Origin of the sequence: Roseobacter sp. HKCCD6576-2 (genome assembly GCF_013179285.1) — a bacterium.
GTDB lineage: Bacteria > Pseudomonadota > Alphaproteobacteria > Rhodobacterales > Rhodobacteraceae > Rhodophyticola > Rhodophyticola oceani.
On the sequence record NZ_WVNW01000003.1, the window covers coordinates 63,953 to 85,280 of the forward strand.

Annotated in this window: 20 protein-coding genes; 10 read left to right on the forward strand and 10 right to left on the reverse strand. The window is 60.2% G+C overall.

Features of this window, described 5'->3' with window-relative positions:
- Window positions 1-50 precede the first annotated feature (50 nt).
- The 6 genes from GTF44_RS12885 to GTF44_RS12910 all read left to right on the forward strand — a co-directional run bounded on the left by GTF44_RS12885 (window position 51) and on the right by GTF44_RS12910 (window position 3,767).
- Window positions 51-296 (forward strand): accessory factor UbiK family protein, encoded by a 246-nt coding sequence (locus tag GTF44_RS12885; RefSeq protein ID WP_171561645.1) that lies wholly within the window; start codon window positions 51-53, stop codon window positions 294-296.
- 54 nt (window positions 297-350) lie between these two features.
- Window positions 351-899: a hypothetical protein gene (locus tag GTF44_RS12890; RefSeq protein WP_171561646.1), complete on the forward strand. Its 549-nt coding sequence runs from the start codon at window positions 351-353 to the stop codon at window positions 897-899.
- Between the two features lie 231 nt (window positions 900-1,130).
- A complete protein-coding gene (locus tag GTF44_RS12895; protein ID WP_171561648.1) occupies window positions 1,131-1,634 on the forward strand; it encodes a YbjN domain-containing protein in 504 nt (167 codons plus the stop codon).
- Window positions 1,635-1,663: 29 nt separating this feature from the next.
- Window positions 1,664-2,476, forward strand: coding sequence for a pyrroline-5-carboxylate reductase (proC, locus tag GTF44_RS12900; RefSeq protein WP_171561650.1), 813 nt, complete (start codon window positions 1,664-1,666; stop codon window positions 2,474-2,476).
- Window positions 2,477-2,481: 5 nt separating this feature from the next.
- A complete protein-coding gene (locus GTF44_RS12905; protein WP_171561651.1) occupies window positions 2,482-2,820 on the forward strand; it encodes a tRNA-binding protein in 339 nt (112 codons plus the stop codon).
- Window positions 2,820-3,767, forward strand: a complete 948-nt coding sequence (locus GTF44_RS12910) for a D-glycerate dehydrogenase (protein WP_171561653.1) — start codon at window positions 2,820-2,822, stop codon at window positions 3,765-3,767. The genes GTF44_RS12905 and GTF44_RS12910 overlap by 1 nt, the downstream gene beginning before the upstream one ends.
- Before the next feature lie 55 nt (window positions 3,768-3,822).
- Here the strand turns inward: GTF44_RS12910 and GTF44_RS12915 are convergent, their stop codons facing one another.
- Window positions 3,823-4,425 carry a thymidine kinase gene (locus tag GTF44_RS12915; RefSeq protein ID WP_171561655.1) on the reverse strand — a complete coding sequence of 201 codons (603 nt, stop codon included), beginning with the start codon at window positions 4,423-4,425 and terminating at the stop codon, window positions 3,823-3,825.
- Between the two features lie 344 nt (window positions 4,426-4,769).
- Between GTF44_RS12915 and GTF44_RS12920 the strand changes: the two genes are divergently transcribed.
- Entirely contained in the window at window positions 4,770-5,222 is a 453-nt protein-coding gene (locus GTF44_RS12920; protein ID WP_145216146.1) for a hypothetical protein, read from the forward strand.
- On the opposite strand, the gene GTF44_RS12925 is transcribed toward GTF44_RS12920, so the two are convergent.
- Complete coding sequence (locus tag GTF44_RS12925) at window positions 5,219-6,340, reverse strand: beta-ketoacyl-ACP synthase III (protein WP_171561657.1); 1,122 nt, start codon at window positions 6,338-6,340, stop codon at window positions 5,219-5,221. The two genes, GTF44_RS12920 and GTF44_RS12925, sit on opposite strands and share 4 nt — an antisense overlap.
- Window positions 6,341-6,504: 164 nt before the next feature.
- Between GTF44_RS12925 and GTF44_RS12930 the strand changes: the two genes are divergently transcribed.
- Together GTF44_RS12930 and GTF44_RS12935 are read left to right on the forward strand one after the other, a co-directional pair.
- The gene (locus GTF44_RS12930) at window positions 6,505-6,903 is read left to right on the forward strand and encodes a BrnA antitoxin family protein (protein ID WP_171561658.1); all 399 of its coding nucleotides are present in this window, start codon (window positions 6,505-6,507) and stop codon (window positions 6,901-6,903) included.
- A 58-nt stretch (window positions 6,904-6,961) separates the two neighbouring features.
- Window positions 6,962-8,848 (forward strand): AAA family ATPase, encoded by a 1,887-nt coding sequence (locus tag GTF44_RS12935; protein ID WP_171561660.1) that lies wholly within the window; start codon window positions 6,962-6,964, stop codon window positions 8,846-8,848.
- 3 nt (window positions 8,849-8,851) lie between these two features.
- On the opposite strand, the gene carB is transcribed toward GTF44_RS12935, so the two are convergent.
- The 8 genes from carB to GTF44_RS12975 form a co-directional block, all read right to left on the reverse strand.
- Window positions 8,852-12,181, reverse strand: a complete 3,330-nt coding sequence (carB, locus tag GTF44_RS12940) for a carbamoyl-phosphate synthase large subunit (protein ID WP_171561667.1) — start codon at window positions 12,179-12,181, stop codon at window positions 8,852-8,854.
- 221 nt (window positions 12,182-12,402) lie between these two features.
- Window positions 12,403-13,632, reverse strand: coding sequence for a cyclopropane-fatty-acyl-phospholipid synthase family protein (locus GTF44_RS12945; protein ID WP_171561669.1), 1,230 nt, complete (start codon window positions 13,630-13,632; stop codon window positions 12,403-12,405).
- A 278-nt stretch (window positions 13,633-13,910) separates the two neighbouring features.
- Window positions 13,911-15,032, reverse strand: coding sequence for a M23 family metallopeptidase (locus GTF44_RS12950; RefSeq protein WP_171561670.1), 1,122 nt, complete (start codon window positions 15,030-15,032; stop codon window positions 13,911-13,913).
- A 128-nt stretch (window positions 15,033-15,160) separates the two neighbouring features.
- Complete coding sequence (locus GTF44_RS12955; protein WP_171561672.1) at window positions 15,161-15,802, reverse strand: protein-L-isoaspartate(D-aspartate) O-methyltransferase; 642 nt, start codon at window positions 15,800-15,802, stop codon at window positions 15,161-15,163.
- Between the two features lie 4 nt (window positions 15,803-15,806).
- A complete protein-coding gene (gene surE / locus GTF44_RS12960) occupies window positions 15,807-16,592 on the reverse strand; it encodes a 5'/3'-nucleotidase SurE (RefSeq protein WP_171561675.1) in 786 nt (261 codons plus the stop codon).
- 153 nt (window positions 16,593-16,745) lie between these two features.
- On the reverse strand, window positions 16,746-17,492 hold the full coding sequence (locus tag GTF44_RS12965) for a hypothetical protein (RefSeq protein ID WP_216365147.1): 747 nt from the start codon (window positions 17,490-17,492) through the stop codon (window positions 16,746-16,748).
- The gene (gene serS, locus GTF44_RS12970; protein ID WP_171561677.1) at window positions 17,485-18,777 is read right to left on the reverse strand and encodes a serine--tRNA ligase; all 1,293 of its coding nucleotides are present in this window, start codon (window positions 18,775-18,777) and stop codon (window positions 17,485-17,487) included. Before serS ends, GTF44_RS12965 begins: the two co-directional genes overlap by 8 nt.
- Window positions 18,778-18,906: 129 nt before the next feature.
- Window positions 18,907-20,751, reverse strand: a complete 1,845-nt coding sequence (locus GTF44_RS12975) for a pentapeptide repeat-containing protein (RefSeq protein WP_171561679.1) — start codon at window positions 20,749-20,751, stop codon at window positions 18,907-18,909.
- Between the two features lie 277 nt (window positions 20,752-21,028).
- Here GTF44_RS12975 and yajC point away from each other — a divergent pair, with 277 nt between their 5' ends.
- Window positions 21,029-21,316 (forward strand): preprotein translocase subunit YajC, encoded by a 288-nt coding sequence (gene yajC / locus GTF44_RS12980; RefSeq protein WP_145216183.1) that lies wholly within the window; start codon window positions 21,029-21,031, stop codon window positions 21,314-21,316.
- The last annotated feature ends 12 nt before the right edge of the window (window positions 21,317-21,328 follow it).

Consider the following 21,328-nt stretch of genomic DNA (forward strand, 5'->3'; position numbering starts at 1 on the left):
TACCGCTCCGCCAGACCGCCATATCTGAGCCAAGCGATATGGAGGCTCTCATGCAGACCCGCAACAAGATGATGGAAGATATCTCGCAGTTGATGACCAACGCGATGGGTGTCGCCCAAGGCGCAAAGGACGAGGCCGAAACCGCGATGAAATCGATGATGGATCGTTGGTTGGCTGATCGGGAGTTCGTGACTCGCGAAGAATTTGATGCCGTGCGCGCCATGGCGCAGAAGGCCCGCGAAGAGAACGAAGCCCTGAAAGCGAGAATTGAGGCGCTGGAAGCCGCAAAAGCCTAGAAGTCATCTAGCGTTTACCATTCTTTTGTCCCAATGCCCTCTTACATCCAGGGCATGATTATCGCGAAAGCCACCGAAACGCTCGCGCCATCCTTGGCGCATACGCTCTTTCGGGCGTCCGTCACCGGGGCGCTCTGGACGGGTGGCGCGGTGGCTGTTCAGTTGTTCATGGTGAGTTTGATGTATACCGGCTCTGGGTCGGTTTTGGCGGCGTTGTTCGGGTTTTTTCTGACCGCTGGTGTAAGTTTCCTGATCTGGTTGCCGGGGGTTTCTGTCGCAGTTTTGCTAGGGCGTTTGGTCTTGAGCGCTGCACGCCGCCAACGACCCTGGGGGTGGCCACTTTGGATCAGTGGGTTCGCCTTTGTCGGCGCATTCGGCGTGACAACAATACCGGGTTTGGGGATCGGCCAGCTCGTTTCGGTCCTACCAATGCTCTCGCCCGCATTTCTGAGCGCTGACGTGCTCGCCGGTGTGCCATGGTGGCATTCGCTCTTGGCGGCAAGTCTCTGCGCGATCATCGGTTTGCGGGTTGGAATGACGATCCATGCCTATGAGGGCGACAAGATCGAAATGGGCCGGGGCCCGCAGAATTCTGCTTCTTAATCAAAGCTGTTGATTGATCGCGATTTCCTGTGGATAGCGCGCCATTGGGCGCTTGATTGCGTCATTTCGTAAAAATACTGCTTTACAGGTCCGAGGATACGGCCCACCATATCTAGTATGGGGTCGGGAATATCTCGGCGACCCATAGGTAAGACACCCAGCTTCTAGTGGGCGTCATGGTCGAAAAGACCAGGCCCCGCCGAGGCTGCCAACAATAAAGAGGCCTGGGCAATGTCACTTTCCGAGCAGTATATCGAAACCGACGACATCCATCCGATCGACATTGTCGAGACGATCGCGACCCATCACGATTGGGATTTCGACCGTGTCGCCGATGATCAGATCGCCATGGCCATAGAGGGCCAATGGCGCACCTATTCGGTCACCTTGGCCTGGTCTTCTTTCGATGAAACCCTGCGGATGATTTGCACCTTTGACATGGAGCCGCCGGAAGAAAGCCTGCCAAAGCTTTATGAAACGCTGAACCTGGCCAATGACAAATGCTGGGCCGGCGCGTTCAGCTACTGGCACGCGCAGCGGTTGATGGTGTATCGCTACGGGCTTGTGCTGGCTGGCGAGCAACTGGCAAGCCCGGAGCAGATCGGCTGCATGGTGGAGACGGCGGTTTTGGCGGCGGAGCGCTACTACCCCGCCTTCCAACTGGCCTGCTGGGGTAATTCCACGCCGTCGGAAGCGATGCAGGTGGCCATTGCGGAGAGCTATGGCCGCGCCTAATCTCCTCGGCGGATGACGCCGGAGGCTCCATGGATTTCAACGATGTAAAGCGCCGCGGCCTGGTGATGCTGGGCTGCGGCAAGATGGGTTCAGCGATGCTGGAGGGCTGGCTGTCAGAAGGGCTGCCGCCTGAAAAGGTTTGGGTGATCGACCCCTTTCCAGCGGACTGGCTGGCAGCTCGGGGGGTACAGGTTAACGCCGATCTGCCAACGTCTCCCGCTGTCGCCCTGGTCGCCGTCAAACCGCAGATGATGGCCGAGGCGCTGCCAGCGCTTGCGCCCTTCGGCGGTGGCGACACTTTGATCCTCTCCGTCGCGGCGGGAACGCCAATTTCTTATTTCGAAGAGGTCTTGGGTACGGCGAGCCGGATCATCCGAGCGATGCCCAACACGCCTGCGGCCATTGGCCAAGGGATCACCGCGATCATCGGCAACGCGGCGAGTGAGGCTGCGGATGTCGATCTGGCGGCGGCACTGTTGTCGGCGATTGGCGAGGTCGTGAAACTCGATACCGAAGATCAGATCGATGCGGTCACAGGTGTCTCGGGCTCCGGCCCGGCTTATATCTTCTATATGATTGACGCGCTTGCGGCTGCGGCCCGCGCCGAGGGCCTGCCCGATGACATGGCGATGCAATTGGCCAAAGCGACGGTCGCCGGGGCAGGGGCGCTCGCCATGTCCGCCGACGAGACCCCGGAACAGCTCCGCATCAACGTTACCTCGCCCAATGGCACGACCCAAGCCGGGCTTGAGGTCTTGATGGATGCCGCAACCGGTCTCACGCCGTTGATCGAGGCCACGGTGGGCGCAGCCGCAGCGCGTTCGCGCGAGTTGAAAGGGTAATCCAAATGTCCGATCTCAGCTTCGATGAGTTCCTGAAAGTCGACATCCGCGTCGGGACCGTGACCCGCGCCGAACCCTTCCCGGAGGCCCGCAAACCGGCGATCAAACTCTGGGTGGATTTTGGCCCCGAGCTTGGTGAAAAGAAGTCTTCCGCCCAAATCACCGCCCATTACACGCCGGAGACTTTGATTGGTCGCCAGGTGATGGGCGTGGTGAATTTCCCGCCGCGGCAGATTGGGCCGATGCGGTCGGAAGTGCTGATCCTGGGTGTCTCTGATGCTGAGGGCGGGATTGTCTTGCTCGCGCCGGATCAGGCGGTGGAAAACGGTCAAAGGATGCATTGATGAAACTGCTGATTTCCCGCCGGTTGCCCGATGCTGTCATGGCCGAGGCGGCGGCCCGGTTCGATTTGACAGATCGCGCCGGAGACGGACCGATGTCCAAGACCGAATGCATCGCGGCCCTGACCGAGCAAGACGTGGTGATCCCGACCTTGGGAGATGGGTTTAATGCCGAGGTTTTCGCCGCCGTGCCCGAGCCGCGTTGTAAGCTGCTCGCCAATTTCGGCGTTGGCTATAATCATATCGATGTGGCCGCCGCCGGTGCCGCAGGGGTGGCTGTGACCAATACGCCGGGCGCGGTGACGGATGCGACGGCGGATATCGCGTTGACGCTGATCTTGATGACCGCCCGGCGGGCGGGTGAAGGGGAGCGAATGGTGCGCGCGGGGGCCTGGACCGGCTGGCACCCAACGCAGATGTTGGGTCTGCATGTAACCGGCAAGACCGTCGCGATCATCGGTATGGGGCGGATCGGACAAGCGATTGCACGGCGCTGCCATTTCGGCTTCGGTTGTCGGATCGTTTATGCGAACCGGTCCGAGAAGACGCTGGATTTCCCGGCGGAAAGGTTGCCCTTGGCTGAGGCGATGGCGGCGGCGGATATCGTCGTCTTGGGCCTTTCGGCCAGCGCCGAGACGCATCATTTCATTGACGCCGAAGCGCTCTCCGCCATGCGGTCCCATGCGATTCTGGTGAACATTTCGCGGGGCGATGTGATTGACGAGGCAGCGTTGATCGCTGCGCTTCAGGTGGGGCAGATCGCAGGAGCCGGCCTCGATGTCTATGAGTTCGAACCGCAGGTCCCCGACGCGCTGAAGGCAATGGAAAACGTGACCCTGTTGCCGCATCTGGGCACGGCGGCGCTTGAGGTGCGCGAGAATATGGGCCGGATGGCGCTCGAAAATGCCATTGCGTTTGAGGAAGGTCGGGCGCTACCAAACCTGGTCTAAGAGCGCACTAGGTCTATACAATCTGTGGCATCTGGGCTGAGACGCGGACTCCCCCTCAGTCCAGGACCGCCGTCGACGTCCGATCACCGATCTCCTCACGCCAATGGCGTCGACAGAGCGAGATGTACCGGTCATTGCCACCCACTTCGATCTGCGCGCCTTGGGTTATGGCTTTGCCGCTTTCATCGACCCGGATCACCATGGTGGCCTTGCGCCCACAATGGCAAATCGTGCGTACCTCGCGCATTTCATCGGCAAGCGCCAGAAGTGCTGCGGACCCGGGGAAAAGTTCGCCCTGGAAATCGACGCGTAGGCCGTAGCACATCACCGGTACACCCAGATCATCGACGGCACGGGCCAACTGCCAAACTTGGTCGCGAGTCATCCATTGTGCTTCGTCGATCAGCACACAAGCGCATGGTCCTTGTTTCAGGCGCGTGTCGATTTTGGCAAAGAGATCATCAGCTTGCGTATAGGTGTCGGCCTCCGCGCTGATCCCGATCCGGCTGCCGATTTGGCCGGTTCCGACCCTATCATCGAAGTTCGCTGTCAGCAAATAGGTCTGCATCCCGCGTTCGATATAGTTGTAGGAGGCTTGCAGAAGCAGGGTCGATTTCCCGGCATTCATGGTCGAATAGTGAAAGTAGAGCTTGGCCATGAGGTTAGATGTGCCTCAGCCCGAAGGCGCATGCAAGAGACGCGTAGGGTGGGGGTTCTCGCCTTTTCGGCTGTTTCGAAATGCCGCTAGCCAACCCGGTCGCGAAAGGGGAAAGCGGTCTCGGGAAAGGGTTCGCCGCAAGTTGCGACGAGACCCCGACCAGAGCCGGTTTGGCCGCGACGACGAACCCCCACCCAATCGGCCCGGTACAGCGACCGATCACTAGTGACGCGCCCGAAACACGTTCCGAGCAAGGAGAGTGTCGCAGCAGCGGCGATTGACCATCATGGGAAAAAGCGATTTGGTTTCCCCAAGATAGCCAATGAGGAGGCGGGGGTAATCGCGTGGGAAGCTACCTGAAGAAACACACCGAGGCGCTGATAAAGGATGTGGGGTTTGCGGCGGCCTGCGAGTTGACCGGGAAATCGAAGGCGACTTTGGGTCGCTATTTCTCCGATGCGCCGGAACATAGCGACCGGTTCATGCCGGTGGATGCGGTGGCTGCCCTTGAGGGCGCGGCGCGGTTCCCACATGTGACGACGGCTTTGGCAGATCTCAGGGGTATCACGCTCAGCTATGATGAGACGCGCCGGAATGAGGGCGGCGAGGGCGGTGTGAATGCCGATGTTGTCGCGCTGAGCCAGCGGTTTGCGATGTTGATGGGGGAGTATCACCAGTCGATTGAGGACGGGGTGATCACGATCAACGAGGCGAAGCGGCTTTTGCGAGAGACGCTGGAGATCCAAAAGGTGCTGCTTGAGATGAAGCTGCACTTGGAAGAAGAAACCGCGGGTTAGGCGCGTTCGACGATCACCGAGCCGACGGAATAGCCCGCGCCGAACGAGCAGATCAGACCGGTGTCGCCGCTCTGTAAGTCATTGGAATATTTGGAAAACGCGATGATTGAGCCAGCGCTCGAGGTGTTGGCATAGTCTTGCAAGATGTTGGGCTGCTCACCGGGGTTCGGATCGCGGCCCAGGACTTTTTTGCCGATATAGTCATTCATCGTCTTGTTCGCCTGGTGGAGCCAGAGGCGTTTGAGATCCTCGGCGGCGATGTTTTCCTCGGCCATATGCGTGGCGATATGTTTGGAGACGAGGGGCAGGACCTCTTTGAAGACTTTGCGGCCGTTCTGCATGAATTGCATGTCGCGGCGGTCTTCCATCTGACCTTTGCGGGTGCGGCGCAGATAGCCGTTATTGTTGCGGATATTGTTCGAGAACTGGGTCGCGCAGCGGGTAGATTTTATCAGGAAATGCGGGCCCTTAGCGTCTTCGGCGCGCTCGATCAGGACGGCGGTACAGACATCGCCGAAGATGAAATGGCAATCGCGGTCGCGCCATTCGAGATGGGCGGAGCAGATCTCGGGATTGACCACTAAGGCACTGGAAATGCTGCCGGATTTCACCATATCGGCGGCGGCTTGGATGCCGAAGGTGGCGGAGCTGCAGGCGACGTTCATGTCGAAGGCAAAGCCTTGGATTCCAAGAAGATTCTGGATCTCGATGGCAATCGCGGGATAGGCGCGTTCGTGGTTCGAGGCGGCGCAGATCACGGCCCCTACATCACCGGCAGTTTTGCCGGCCATTGCAAGGGCTTGGGTGCAAGCGTCGAGCGCCATTTCCGCCATTTGGCCGGGTTCGTCGTCGGCGCGCTCCCGAAGCCAGGGATGCATCACGGCGGGGTCTAAAACGCCCGTCTTATCAAGGACATAGCGCTGCTCAATGCCGGAAGCCGCGAGGATGAACTCTGCGGAGCTTGGTTCCTTCGCCTCGACCTCGCCCGCCGCGATTTTATCCGCGTTTTCAGCGTTGTAGCGCTCTACATAGGCGTTGAACGCGGCCACAAGCTCGTCATTGGTGATGATTTCCGAGGGCGTGAACACGCCGGTTCCGGTGATCGCGGGCTGATACATCTGGCTCTCTCCTTGACGGTCCAAATGCGCCCGATTTTGGCCCGAGGTCAAGATATGGAACCGGTATGGGTTTGGTATGGAACTGATACATACGCGGCCCCATCCACGCAATTTTAGGAAATTTGCGAGAGTCTGACGCTCCCCAGAGGCAAAGGAGCGGTGCGATGGACCCGTTTGACGACAAGCCGCTGACCAAACGGCAGCGCTATGACCACTATTACATGATGGAGGCGATGGCCCGGTTCGAATGGGACATGCACCACAAGATCGCCACCCATTTGCGCATCCCGCAGGACTGGCACGAGATCAGCCAGCGGCGCGAGAGCAAGAAGGTGAAGATCACGATGTCGGTCGATGAGGATGTGGTGAAATGGTTCAAGTCGATGGGGCCGGGATATCAGCCGCGGATGAACGATGTGCTGCGCAGCTTCATGCATGCGAAGCTCATGGGGTTGCTGAAAGGCGACGACACCAAGGATGCCTATCGCGAGGGGCTGGCCGTGGGGACGGAGCGGGTGGCGTTTGGGGAGATGGAGGAGAAGGTGAGGCGGCGGGGGAGGTGAGGTATCTTGATGTTATTACCAATTAGGGTTCTCATAACCTCAACCGCGAGGTGTCACTGTGCAAATAAAGAGACTTAGAGTTCAAAACTATCGCTCCGCGCGCGATCTTACCATCGACTTCAGTGATCTGACGGTGGTTCTAGGCGCAAACAACTCAGGAAAATCAACGGCCTTACGGGCGCTAGAGATTTTCTTTGAGGCCGCACCAAAGGTTTCCGATGAAGACTTCTACCAGAGGGAAGGCAACGATATACTCGTGACAATTACCTTCTCAAGGCTGGTTGAGGACGAAATCGAGCAGTTTGGTAGCGCTGTCATTGACGGGCAGATGACGATTCAGCGCGTTTTTTCGACGGATAAGGATATAAACTATCAGTACGCCGCACTTGCCCCGGTGTTTCCAGGGTTCTCGGAAATCAGGAATGAGAAAAGCAAGACCAAACAAAGGTCAATCTATTCGATCTTAAGACAGGAAATGACCGAACTTCCAGCGGCACAGAATGCAGATCAGGTGCTTGAAAATTTGGAGCAGTGGGAAAGTCAGCATCCCGATAGGCTTGAACTACAATTTCTGAGGAATTTTTTTGGCGCACCTAATGTCGCCAACGGTAAGCTGCGGAAGAAAACGGCCCTAAGTTTTGTGCCCGCTGTCGCAGACGCACAGGAAGTTGCCGGAAATGAAAAGACGAGTCCAATTGTCAAATTGCTGACAGACGTCTCTAGACAAATCTATGAAAACAGAGAGGAGCTTCGTGGCTTCATCGACGCCGCTCAAGGCGAGTTCGAGGCACTCACGAATCCGGAGAACTTCCCACAGCTAAGCGGTATCAGTGAACGGCTAACTGATAGTTTGCAGCGGTACTATGCAAACTCGAGCCTGCTTGCGGAGTGGTCAGGACAAGATGGCCTTAGGGTCGAATATCCCAAGCCGACCATAAGAATCGAAAACGATGGCTTCAACACCCTCTTAGCCAACGTTGGTCATGGCCTCCAACGCGCTGCGCTATTTGCAGTTGTTCAATACTTAGCCGAAACGCAGACGACCACCGAAGGCGCGGACTTTGCGGAGCCTCAAAGCGACATCATTTTGCTAGTTGAAGAACCTGAGATATACCAACATCCGCACAAGCAGCACGTGATTTCGGATGCGTTTTCCGAAATAGTACAAGTGTTTTCTCAAGCAACTGGGATTAGATTTCAGATAATTTTTGCGACTCACTCTGAGAAATTTGTCAAAATGCACTCCTTTGAAAGGCTGCGCCTAGTTCGACAGGTTGATGGCGAGCGTTGGTCTCACAGCGTGTCTTCGGTTTCCTTGACGAAGTGTAGCAAGTACTTTGCAAGTCTCGTGGGGCGAGACCCAATGCCAGATGAGGCTTTTGCAGCAAAGCTCCACATATTCTCAAGGGAGGTTTGTGAAGGTTTCTTTGCCGATCGGGTTGTGTTGGTTGAAGGTGTCACCGACAAAGCGGTGCTGGAAGGATTATTTAAGATAAAGGGGCGCAGTGCGTACGGCGAGGGGGTCTCAATAATAAGCGTCGAGGGCAAGAACAAGATTGATAAGCCATTCTATATTTTTTCTGAAATGGGGATTCCAACCTACGCAATCTTTGACTCCGATATTACGAAGAAGCCTAGACATCAAAGGAAAGACTTCAACATGCTTTTCCAGAAAATGATAGGAGTGACCCAGCCACAAGAATTCCCAGCCGGCGTCTTTCCTCGCTTTGCGGCGTTCGAGTCCGATCTTGAGGGTTACCTGCGAGATCGGATCGGAAAGACATATGATGAAATACGAGCAGGAATTGCTGAAGAGTTTGGCCTGCAAGTAGGTGAGTTATCAAAAACGCCGCATGCAATGGGCCTGCTGCTACAGAAAGCTATCGATAGCGGTACTACGTTTCCCCTTTTAGACCAGATTGTTGAGGCGATAGACAGTCTTTGACGTTTACCCCTGAAGCGACCTTACCCCCAACTCGCCTTCCCGCGCCGCTTTCATCGCCAGCGCGGCGGCGTGGCTGGCGGCGAGTGTCGTGAAATAGGGGATCTTGTCATACAAAGCGACGGCGCGCATGGAGCGGCTGTCTTCGACGGCTTGTGCGCCTTCGGTTGTGTTCATCACCAGGGCCACATGGCCGTCTTTCATGATGTCCACAATCGTGCGCCCGCCTTCATAGGCTTTGTTCACCACATCCGAGGCGATGTCGTGCTCCGCGAGGAAGCTGGCGGTGCCGCGGGTGGCGAGGATGGTGAGGCCCAGATCGGTGAGGGTTTTCGCGGTCTCGATCAGGTGCGGGGTTTTGTCGTCGTCTTTGATCGAGAGGAACACGGTGCCCTGGTCGGGGAGCGTAGTGCCCGCGCCCAGTTGCGCTTTCAGGAAGGCGCGGGGGAAGGTGCGGTCCCAGCCCATGACCTCGCCGGTGGAGCGCATTTCGGGGCCGAGGATCGTGTCGACGCCGGGGAAGCGGGCAAAGGGCATGACGGCCTCTTTGACCGAGAACCATTGGGTGCGGAAATCGGCCAGCGTCATCGGGTCGGCCTGGGGTAGGTCGACATCGTCGGGCACGGGTTTCTGGCGCGGGGTGAGCGGGAAGCTGGAGAGCGGCTCCCCGGCCATGAGGCGGGCGGCGATGGAGGCGATGGCGCTGTCCGTGGCTTTGGCGACGAAGGGCACAGTGCGCGAGGCGCGGGGGTTGACCTCGATGAGGTAGATCTCACCGTCTTTCACCGCGAATTGGATGTTCATCAGGCCGATGACGTTGAGCGCTTTGGCAAGCGCTTCGGTCTGGCGGGTGATCTCGGCGATGATGTCGTCAGAGAGCGTGTGGGGCGGGAGCGAGCAGGCGCTGTCGCCCGAGTGGACGCCGGCCTCTTCGATATGTTGCATGATGCCGGCGACATGGGTGTCGGTGCCGTCCGAGAGGCAGTCCACGTCGACTTCGGTGGCGCCCGCAAGGTAGCTGTCAAGCAGCACGGGGCTGTCGCCGGAGACGACCACGGCCTCGGCGATGTAGCGGTCGAGCTGCGCGGTGTCGCGGACGATTTCCATGGCGCGGCCGCCGAGCACGTAAGACGGGCGGATGACGAGCGGGTAGCCGAGTTGTTCGGCGGCGGCTTTGGCCTCGGCATCGGTGGTGGCGATGGCGTTTTGCGGTTGCTTCAGGCCGAGGCGCTGGACCAGTTGCTGGAACCGCTCGCGGTCTTCGGCGAGGTCGATCGCGTCGGGCGTGGTGCCGAGGATTGGGATGCCCGCATCATGCAACGCATTGGCGAGTTTCAGCGGGGTCTGGCCGCCGAATTGGACGATAACGCCGTGGAGCGTGCCGTTTTCCTGCTCGACGCGGAGGATTTCCATCACATGCTCGAAGGTGAGCGGTTCGAAATAGAGCCGGTCGGAGGTGTCGTAATCAGTGGAGACGGTCTCGGGGTTGCAGTTGACCATGATGGTCTCGTAGCCCGCGTCGGTCAGCGCGAAACAGGCGTGACAGCAGCAATAATCGAACTCGATCCCTTGGCCGATCCGGTTCGGGCCGCCGCCGAGGATGACGACTTTCTTGGCGTCCGACGGGCGGGCCTCGCATTCGACCTCGCCCATCACAGGGGCCTCATAGGTGGAATACATATAGGGTGTTTGCGCTTCGAACTCGGCGGCGCAGGTATCGATGCGCTTGAAGACGGCGGTGACCCCTTGGGCCACGCGGTCGGCGCGGATCGAGGCCTCGGTCCGGCCGGTGAGTTTGGCCAGACGGGCATCAGTGAAGCCCATCATTTTCAGGCTGCGCAGCCCGGCTTCGTCACTGGGCAGGCCGTCCGCGCGGACCGCTTCCTCGGCGTCGATGATCTCGCGGATGCGGGCCAGGAACCAGGGGTCGAAGCTGGTCACCGCTTGGATGTCGTCATCCGAGAGGCCATGCCGCATGGCTTGCGCGATGACGCGGAGCCGGTCTGGGGTCTGGGCGCTGAGCGCTTTGGTGATCGCCGCCGGATCGGGGGCGCCAGGAATGTCGATCTCGTCGAATCCGGTGAGGCCGGTTTCCATCGAGGCCAGTGCCTTTTGCACCGATTCATGGAAGCTTCGCCCGATGGACATCGCCTCGCCCACGGACTTCATCGCGGTGGTGAGATAGGGTTCGGAGCCGGGGAACTTCTCGAAGGCGAAGCGGGGGATTTTGGTCACGACATAATCGATGGTCGGCTCGAAGCTGGCCGGTGTGACCTTGGTGATGTCATTGTCCAACTCATCCAGCGTGTAGCCCACGGCGAGCTTTGCCGCGATTTTGGCAATCGGGAAGCCGGTGGCTTTCGAGGCCAGCGCCGAGGACCGCGACACGCGCGGGTTCATCTCGATCACGACCATGCGGCCATCGGCGGGGTTCACGGCCCATTGCACGTTGGAGCCGCCGGTCTCCACCCCGATTTCGCGCAGAACGGCAATCGAGCCGTTGCGCATGATCTGATATTCCTTGTCGGTGAGCGTCAGCGCGGGCGCGACGGTGATCGAGTCGCCGGTATGGACGCCCATCGGGTCCACATTTTCGATGGCGCAGACGATGATCGCGTTATCCGCCTTGTCGCGGACCACCTCCATCTCGTATTCTTTCCAGCCAAGCAGGCTTTCATCGATCAGGATCTGTGCCACGGGCGAGGCCTCAAGGCCGGAGCGGCAGAAATGCTCATATTCTTCGCGGTTATAGGCAACGCCGCCGCCGGTGCCGCCAAGCGTAAAGGCGGGGCGGATGATCGCGGGCAGGCCGACATATTCGATGGCGTCGATGGCCGATTGCAAACCCGCGGCGATGTCGTATTTGCCAGTGTCCAGCTTTGGCGCGCTGACAATTGTCGCTTTGGGATTCTCCAAACCGATCCGGTCCATCGCTTCGCGGAATAGTTTGCGATCCTCGGCCATCTCGATCGCGGGGCGTTTGGCGCCGATCATCTCGACGCCGAATTTTTCCAGAACACCTGCTTCTTCGAGCGCGAGAGAGGTGTTGAGGCCGGTTTGTCCACCCATGGTCGGCAGGAGCGCGTCGGGGCGTTCCTTCTCGATGATCTTGGCCACGACCTCGGGGGTGATCGGCTCGATATAAGTGGCGTCGGCGAGGCCGGGGTCGGTCATGATGGTGGCGGGGTTGGAGTTGACCAGGATGACCCGGTAGCCTTCTTCGCGCAGCGCCTTGCAGGCTTGGGCGCCGGAATAGTCGAACTCGCAGGCTTGGCCGATGACGATGGGCCCGGCACCGATGATCATGATGGAGGTGATATCGGTTCTTTTTGGCATGTCATTCCCCAAGGCCCAAGCAAACTGTCCGCGTTATAGTCAGCGGGCGTGGGGGCGCAACCCCGGAAGGGGGCATCGGAGCGCGTGCCGCAGGTGGTGGGGGTCGTGGAGCCGGTTTGATGGTTGGCGAAGGGCCGTCGACGGGCCGCGTCTATGCGGCACGATTTGGCGGGGAGCCCGTCGCGCGGCGCGGCCGGGTGGAGACGCCAAGCCCGCGCCGTCTATTCGGCGGCGTGCCTTTGGCGGCGGTGGGTGCCCGCATAGAGATAATCACGGGTCAGCGGTACGGCCTGTTGATGTTTGGCAAGTTGCAGTTGGAAAACGCATTGCCGGTGGTGCCGGAAGGTCAGTTCCGAGGCTTTCAGATAGTAGCGCCACATGCGGGTGAAACGCGCGTCATAGAGGGCTTCGGCCTCGGCCTCACGGGCAGTGAACCGGTCATGCCAGTGTTTCAGGGTCTCGGCATAATGCAGCCGCCAGACCTCCAAATCGGTGGGGTAGAGGCCGGTTTTCTCCATCGCTTTCGACATTTCCGACAAAGCCGGGACATAGCCGCCGGGGAATATATATTTGGTGATCCAGGGGCTTGTGCTGCCTGGCGGGGCGGCGCGGCCAATGGTGTGGATCAGCGCGACGCCATCGGGCGTCAGCCGGTCATAGACGTGGGAGAAATACTCCCGGTAATGCGGCACGCCCACATGTTCGAACATCCCAACCGAAACGATCCGGTCGAAGGTGCCGGTGACCGAGCGATAGTCGCGAAGCTCATAACGCACCCGGTCGGCGAGGCCCGCTTGCGCGGCGCGGTCCGTGGCGATCCGGTGCTGTTCTTCGGAGAGCGTCACGCCGAGGACGCGGACGCCATAGTCGCGCGCCAGGGTAAGGCCGAGGCCGCCCCAGCCACAACCGATCTCGAACACCTCCATATCGGGCTGAAGCAGGAGCTTGCCCGCAATGTGGTGCTTCTTGGCCTCCTGCGCCTCTTCCAGCGACAGATCGGGCCGGGTGAAATAGGCGCAAGAGTATTGCCGGTCGTCGTCGAGGAACAGGTCGTAGAGCTTTGAGGACAGATCGTAGTGATGGGCGACATTTTGGCGGGCGCGATGCGCCGGGTTCCATTGGTCAAAAGCCCGCCGAGTGCGGCGCAGCCCAAGAGCGGCTTTCCGCCACCACAGCCCCTTGGAGCGCGCGGCATTGCGGACGATGAGGGTCAAAAACCCCTCCAAATCATCCTGGGCGATGGTCATTTGGCCGTCCATATAGGCCTCCCCCAGAGCCAGTTCGGTGCTCAAGACCAGGCGGCGGATCAGCGCCGGATCATGGAATGTGATGCGGCTGACCGGGCCCGTCTCTGAGCCATATTTTCTTTCGATTCCATCAGGATAGGTGACAAAAAGCGTCCCTGTGGTGACAAAGCCACCCAGCATATGATCCAAGATGCGGTCCCACATCTTCCTACCTCCCTTGGTCTGACAAGGTCGATCCGAAGCCCCTCGGGGTCCGTATTCTGCCAGACCGGGGCAAAAAAGAAAGGGTTAACAATCTTGAGATAAGGGTGCATGCGCGGATGTTAAACCCTCAGGCCTGGAGGGTTTGCTGGTCTGGCCGCGCCGCATATGCGCGATTGGAACAGGCGAGAGGCCGATGCCATCGGGGATTGTGGGGGCATGCCCCCGCGCGGGGCGAGGAGGGCTCCCGTTCAGGGGGCGTGACGCGCGCCGCCCCCTCTTCAGTTGATGAAGTCGTTCGGATCGACCGCTTCGAAGCCGCGCCGAACCTCGAAATGCAGGAAGGACGGATCGCCCGGGCCCACATCGGCCACCGTTTGGCCGCGCGAGATCGTGTCGCCACGCTCCACTCGGATGTTCTGGATATTGGCGTAAACCGTCAGCAGGTTGTTCGGATGCCGGATCACCAGGATCGGGATCTGATCGGTGTCGCGGGTGATCGCGGCGACTTCGCCATCGGCGGCGGCCTGAACGGCGGTGCCAGTCGCGGCGGCAATGTCGATCCCCTCATTGCTCGACGAGAAGGGCCGGATGATCGATCCCGCAACGGGGCGCTGCATCTGGGACCGGTTGACCGCAGGGGCGGGTGTTGCGGGCTCAGCCGTCGGTTGCGCGGTGTCGGTCAGATCGGGTGTGTCTGGCAGGGGCGCGGAGGTGATCGGCTCAGGCAAGGGTTCGGATGCGGAGGGGGGCACAGGGGTGATCGATGCGCCTGGTGCCGCGGCATCCTCGATCGGTCCGGCCTCCTCAATCACCAAGGGGATGATCAGGTATTGGCCTTCGCGTACGGACAAATCGGGCCCCAGCCCGTTCCATTCGGCAAGCGCCCGGACTGACACGCCATAGAGCCGGGCCACGGAATAGGCGGTTTCGCCCCGGGTCACGCGGTGTCGCACCGGCTCCGCGCCGCCTTGCACCGCGACCGGCGTGGCTGGGCGGTTGGCGTCGGCCTCATCAATTGCGGCTGATGCGATCGAGGTGATGTTGGTCCCCGTGGTGCCGCCAACCGAGGTCACGCGGCGGGGCAGAGCGACGATCTCATCGGCGCGGAGTGTATCGGTCACGTTGCGTCCGTTGAATGTCGCGAGCTCTTGCGCGTCCAGCCCAAGCCGGGCTGCCAAGCTTTGCATCGTGTCGCCCCGGCGGGCCACCGCAACCTGATAATTCGGATAGGTGATCAGGCCGTTTGCATCGGCTTCGGGTCTTGGGGCCGTCTCGGACCCGGGTGCCGCGTTCGAAATCGCATTATTGCGAAAATCGAAATCAAAATCGCTGATCGCGTCGGCACAGCCAGCAAGAAGCGGCAGACAAAGGCCAAGCATAAAAAATTTGGGGGCGGGCATTGCTCGGGTGTCCTCAAATGATCATCGCGCCATTGGCGCGTCTCTGCCCCGATTTTTCCGGAGTCTCGCGCGCCTTTTGCATAGCTTTTACACCAAAATGCAAGGTTAACGCCAGCCCCAGGCGCGGTCTAATCTGTGGCCATGCCTTCGAGCAGGGGGACGAAGCGCACCGGCAACAACTCATCATAATGCAGCCCATCTGGCCCGCGCGTGACCTTGATCAAACTTTGCACCGCATCGGATTGACCCACGGGCACGACCATAATGCCGCCCTCTTTGAGTTGGGCCAAAAGCGGCCCGGGCGGGTCTTCGGCGGCGGCGGTAACTAGGATCCGGTCGAAAGGGGCCTGTTCCGGCATACCAAAGCAGCCATCCCCGGCCATCACGGTCACATTGGTGATATCTTGCGCGGCCAGCCGTTTTTCGGCTTCGCGGATCAGTGTCCGGTGCCGGTCGATTGTATAGACCCGGCGCGCAAGATGGCTCAGCACGGCGGCCTGATAGCCCGAGCCGGTGCCAACCTCGAGCACCTTGTCGCGCGGCTGTACATTCAGCGCTTGCGTCATCAGACCCACGACCGACGGTTGCGAGATGGTTTGCCCGCAGGAGATCGGCAGTGGCATGTCGTCATAGGCCCGGTCTTCGAAATGTCCGCGGACGAAATCACCCCGGTCGACCTTTTCCATCGCGCCAAGCGTCCGCTGATCCGTCACGCCCTTTGATCGAAGGGCGAAGAGGAATTGCATTTTGCGCTCGGCTTCGGTGGTCATCTGATCATTCCAGGGCGGCTTTCAGATCATCAAGCGCCTCATGCGCCGTCAGATCGGCGCGCAGCGGGGTGATCGAGATATACCCGTCGAGATTGGCATGGGCATCGGTGCCCGGCGCGGTCGGGATATGTTGCGGCCCGCCGGTGATCCAGAGAAAGCGGCGGCCATTGGGGGCGATATGCGCGTCCATCCCGAAGAAGGTTTCGGTGCGGAAGCCTTGCGAGACGACCTTATGGCCTTTGACCCCGGCCGCCGGGGTCGGCGGGAAGTTCACATTGTAGAAAATCCGGTAATCGGCTTTGTCCCAATGGCCCTGATCCACGAGCGCGCGGACCAGGCCCGCACCGTGTTCAACCGTGGCCTCGAACGGGTCGTCAAGATGGGCGTTGCCGGGCCCGTAATATTGGCTGAGCGCGATGGCGGGCAGGCCTTGCAAGGCGGCCTCCATCGCGCCGCCGATGGTGCCGGAATAGAGCACGTTTTCGGCCGAATTGTTGCCCCGGTTGACGCCAGAGAGGACCAGATCGGGTGGATTGTCTTTTAAGACATCGTAGAGGCCCGCCAAGACGCAATCGGCGGGCGACCCTTCGGCGGCATAGCGGCGCGGCCCAAGCTCGGCGATCATTGTGGGCGAGACGTAAGAGATGCAGTGCCCGACGCCGGATTGTTCGAAGGCGGGCGCGACCGTCCAAACCTCGCCACCCGGGCCCGCGACTTCGGTGGCGATGGCTTCGAGGACTTTCAGGCCGGGGGCGTTGATGCCGTCGTCATTGGTGATGAGAATGCGCATAAGCCCGCCCCGATCCTGCTTCTATCTTGCCTCTGTGCCATAGCTTTGCCAGAGGGGTGGGGTAAAGGCCAGATGGATGGGAAGTCTGCACCTGCAACTCAGATGTCACGCCCTTGCCGGGCGTGTTGCGTGGGTGATCAGGAAGAAGGGCGCTTAGCCCCTGTGCAGGCCCCGGACATATCCAAGCGCAATCGCCGCGAAGGCGGTGATGACACCGACGGCGAAGGGCAGGTTGAATGTGTCACTGGTGAAGACCGAGACCGCGACGCCGACCAGCGCCCAATCCAGCGCCACCGCATAGGTGACCGGTGGGCGGAGCCGCAGGATCGCGATGCCAAGCGCGCCGATGGCGATCAGCCCAAGCCAACTGGCCGCGCCCGGGCCGATCCCGGTCCACCCCGTCAGGGTGGTCATCGCCGCCACGAAACTCGCCGCCGTCAGCCAGCCCGCGTAGAGCCCGAGCGGGGCGGCACAAAGCCAAGTGTCGCTGCGCGGCGCACGGGCCATGGCAAAGACGGCACCGCCGAGCATCACGAAGATCAGGAGTGTCGCGATCACCGGATTCAGTTGCGCCACGCCAATCCAACTGGCCCCCACGGCGAGGCTGATGAAGAGCGGCCAACGGGTGGCGTCCCATCCCGGATCGACATCGCGTTTGATCAGCCCAAAGAAGGCGGACGCGATGAGCCAGGCATAGATCACGCCCCAGATCGCGAAAGCGTAACCCGCCGGTTGCAGTGGCAAGGGCGGCGTCGGGTTCGGGAATGCATCGGGGTCGAAGCCGGTGAAGGGCTGTGTCATCAGCGGCGCGGCGGCGAAGGCCAGGGCCGCGCAGACGATGAGGATCGCCTTGAGCTTGGCGCCGTCATTCGGGTCTTCGGGGTTTTCGATGTCAGACAAGGGCGCCTCCCGCGTCGATCCGGGTTTTGTCGCCGAGATAGGGGTGCAGAACCTCGGGCAGGGTGACAGAGCCGTCCTCCTCCTGACCGTTTTCCAGAACCGCGATGAGGCAACGCCCCACGGCGAGGCCGGAGCCGTTCAGGGTATGGACGAATTCCGGCTTGCCGCCGCCTTCGGGACGGAAGCGCGCATTCATCCGACGCGCCTGGAAATCGCCGCAAGTAGAGCAGGAGCTGATCTCGCGATAGGTGTTTTGGCCGGGCAGCCAGACCTCGATATCATGCGTGCGGCGCGCGCCGAAGCCCATATCGCCGGTGCAGAGGATCACGGTGCGGTAGGGCAGGCCGAGTTTTTCAAGGATTCCCTCGGCGCATTTGGTCATCCGCTCCAGTTCCGCATCGGAGTGATCGGGATGGGTGATCGAGACCATTTCGACCTTCTCGAACTGGTGCTGACGCAACATACCGGAGGTGTCGCGGCCCGCGCTGCCGGCCTCGCTGCGGAAACAGAGCGAATGGGCGGTGTAGCGGCGGGGCAGATAGCTTTCCTCGATGATCATGCCGTTGACGATATTGGTCAGGCTGACCTCGGAGGTGGGGATCAGCCACCAGCCATTTGTGGTCTGATAGCTGTCTTCGCCGAATTTCGGCAATTGGCCGGTGCCATACATCATCTCATCACGGACCAGGACGGGGGCGTTGACTTCGGTGAGGCCGTTTTCAAGCGTGTGGGTGTCGAGCATGAATTGCGCTAAGGCCCTGTGAAGACGGGCAATTCCACCGTTCAAGAGGACGAAACGGCTGCCCGAGAGCTTGGCGGCGGTCTCGAAATCCATGCCGTCTTGGGTGGCGGCCAGCTCGTAATGCTCTTTCGGCGTGAAGCTGAAATTGCGCGGGCTGCCGTGGCGGCGGATTTCCTCGTTATCGTCTTCGTCATCGCCATCGGGAACGCTGTCATAAGGCAGGTTGGGAAGGGCCGCGAGGGCTTCGGTCAGGGCCGCGTCCTTGGCCTTGGCCTCGTCTTCCAGGCGCGCGATTTCATCTTTCTTTTCAGCGACTAACGCGCGGAGGCGTTCGAACTCCGCCTCATCGCCGCTGGCCTTGGCGCGGCCCACCTCTTTGGAGGCCGCATTGCGTTCGGCGAGCGCGGTTTCAGCGGCCAGAATGCAGGCGCGGCGCGCTTCGTCGAGGGCGAGAAGGGCGGGCGATTGCGGGGCCATATCGCGGCGCGCGAGGGCGGCGTCGAAAGCGTCTGGATTGTCACGAATGGCGCGGATGTCATGCATGGAGCGGGCCTTTGATCGGGCAGAGTGTTGCGGCGCGGTATGCCCGATCCGGCGGCGGGTTTGAAGGGGGAAAGGGGCGTATGGGACCGGTATGGATTCGGTATGGGTCTGATACAGACGCGGTGCGGGTTAGTCGAGCACAGGGTCGGGCAATCTGTAACCCTCCGGATTGGCCTGCCATTTGCGCCATTCGGTCTGGAAGTGTTCGTCGTCCAATGCGAATCTGGGCCAATGGGTAGGACGGAGTTCGGGCGGGACGGGGACGGAACCGTCTGCGAATATCTCGGGCCAGAACGGGCGGAGTTGGTTGGTGGTGATCTGGTCGACTTGCCCCGATGCGGCACCTCGGAGCCTAGCAGCTCTGAGTAGGGTGCCTTCTGACATCTGCGCGCGCGTAAGGTCTACCCCATGCATCTCCGCAGCGCTGAGATTTGACCCCTGCAGCTGCGCGCTAGCCATGTCCGCCTCTTGCATCTTTGCCCGAGTCAGGTTTGCCCCCTGCATCTGTGCGTTCCAAAGAATTGCCCTTTGCATCTGAGCGTCCCACAGGTCTGCGCCCTGCATCTGCGCGCGCTCGAGGTTTGCCCCCTGCATCTGCGCGCTCCAAAGGACCGCTCGCTGCATCTCCGCGCCTCGAAGATTTGCCCCCTGCATTTGCGCTTGCATAAGGTTGGCCTCCTGCATCTGCGCGTTCCTGAGGTCCGCGCCTCGCATCTGGGCGAACTGTAGGTTTGCTCCCTCTAGTTGCGCCCCAGTGAGGTCTGCCCCCTGTATTTGCACACGGGTTAGAGACACGCCAACTAAGATGGCACCATCAAGATCCGCGTTGCGGAGATCTGCCCCTGTCAGATCCGGTGGCGAGAGGTTGATGAACTCAGCTGACCGATGAGCCCGCCAATCTTCATGAAAGCGCCTATCAATAGTCCCAAAATGATCTGAGCAGGTTGAGCTCAAATCACTTTCGTTTTCGGTGCACCAGACGGCGCGTGCGGACTGAACTCTGTCTGTGATTGCGTCTGCCCAATCGGTGTATGGACCGCAAACCTCCATCGTTAGTTCCTCGCGCCCACACCAATCGATGCGGTAGCTATGGCGCGCGGTCTCGTGGTCCAAGCGCTCAGGCGCTATCTCGACCGCCTGCAGGTTCCGCAAGTTTACGGGTTCCATCTCTGTCCAAAACTCGTGCAAGCGGAGAGAGAGTTCCCAACTGCTGGTTGCTACACGTAATGTGATTGGAGCAGTGAGGTCCCGAACCGTTCCGATTTCGGTTTTGACGAGCGTCAGATGAGCCATCACCAGAAAGCTCGCAGTTAGGCCCATCCCGTAGGTGAGCGTCGCCAATCCCGGGCGGCCTTCCACCCGAAACGCGTCGCGGACGGAGAGCCAACTGCCGATCGCGACATGTGTCGAGAACAGGGCAAGAACAAGTAGAAACACGCTCAGGTATTCGTCATGGGCGGGCCAGCTTCTTAACCAGAAACCAAACAACACCAAGGGACCTGCGATCCAAATCAAGACCAGCGTGACGGAGTTTGCGATCCAGTCCATCCGCCGCGTCGTTGAGGCGGCATCGCGGCGAAGTTTGAGAATGAAGTCATTCAGCAACCAGGTGTTCAGGTGCCGCTCTAGCGGTTGGCCCTTCACAAGAGGATCAGGTGTAGCAAGTGCCTCTGCCATCTTGCGGACATGCAGGTGAAGATAGACATAAAGCGCCGTGCCCAAGAGAGGCGCGAAGATGAAGAATGAGTAGGTTGGGATGGAGACCCCGATGAGCGGCAAGACCGTTTCACGAGACGGAATGAAGAAATCCGCGTCTTCGACACGCAGCAAAGTGACCGTGGCAAAGGCTAAGAATGCCATTAGGCCGAACCAGTTTGTCCGCCCGACCCGGGTCAGTTCATTGATACGCGCGATTTCTATGTCTGCCCGGTCATTTTCGACTGCGACAGCGGTAGTTTTGCTTTGACTACTCATTCTGAGCCTAACACCTCCGGTCCAACAAACCGCAATTTCATCGTTTCGGCAAAAGGTTTTATGGCTGTTAGCTTTGGGGTGTCGGATAGGTTGCTCTCCCCGGCTCCAACACATCTTTCCCGGTTGTCATTCATCCCCTGCGTCCCATATGCCGCAGAAGGCCCGTTTATGGGAACCGGAAAAGGGCGGGCGGGCCATTGCCTTCCCTTGGTCCGGCCCGTATCGTGCCGCCGATTTTGCGGGCTGGCCCCGCGTTGGACAACCAAGAGGACCTCTGATGGACGGTGCATTCGCCCAATTCCTGCCCCTGATCCTGATCTTCGTGATCATGTATTTCCTGCTGATCCGGCCGCAGCAGAAGAAAGTCAAAGAACACAAGGCGATGGTGGATGCGCTGCGCCGGGGCGATCAGGTGATCACGCAAGGCGGCCTCTATGCCAAGGTGACCAAGGTCAAGGATGACGCCGAGGTTGAGGTGGAGATTGCCGAGGGGGTGAAGGTGCGCGTGGCGCGGCCGACGATCGTCCAGGTTGTTTCGAAAACCGAGCCGGCCGACAACGCCTGATCCTTCGCGCTA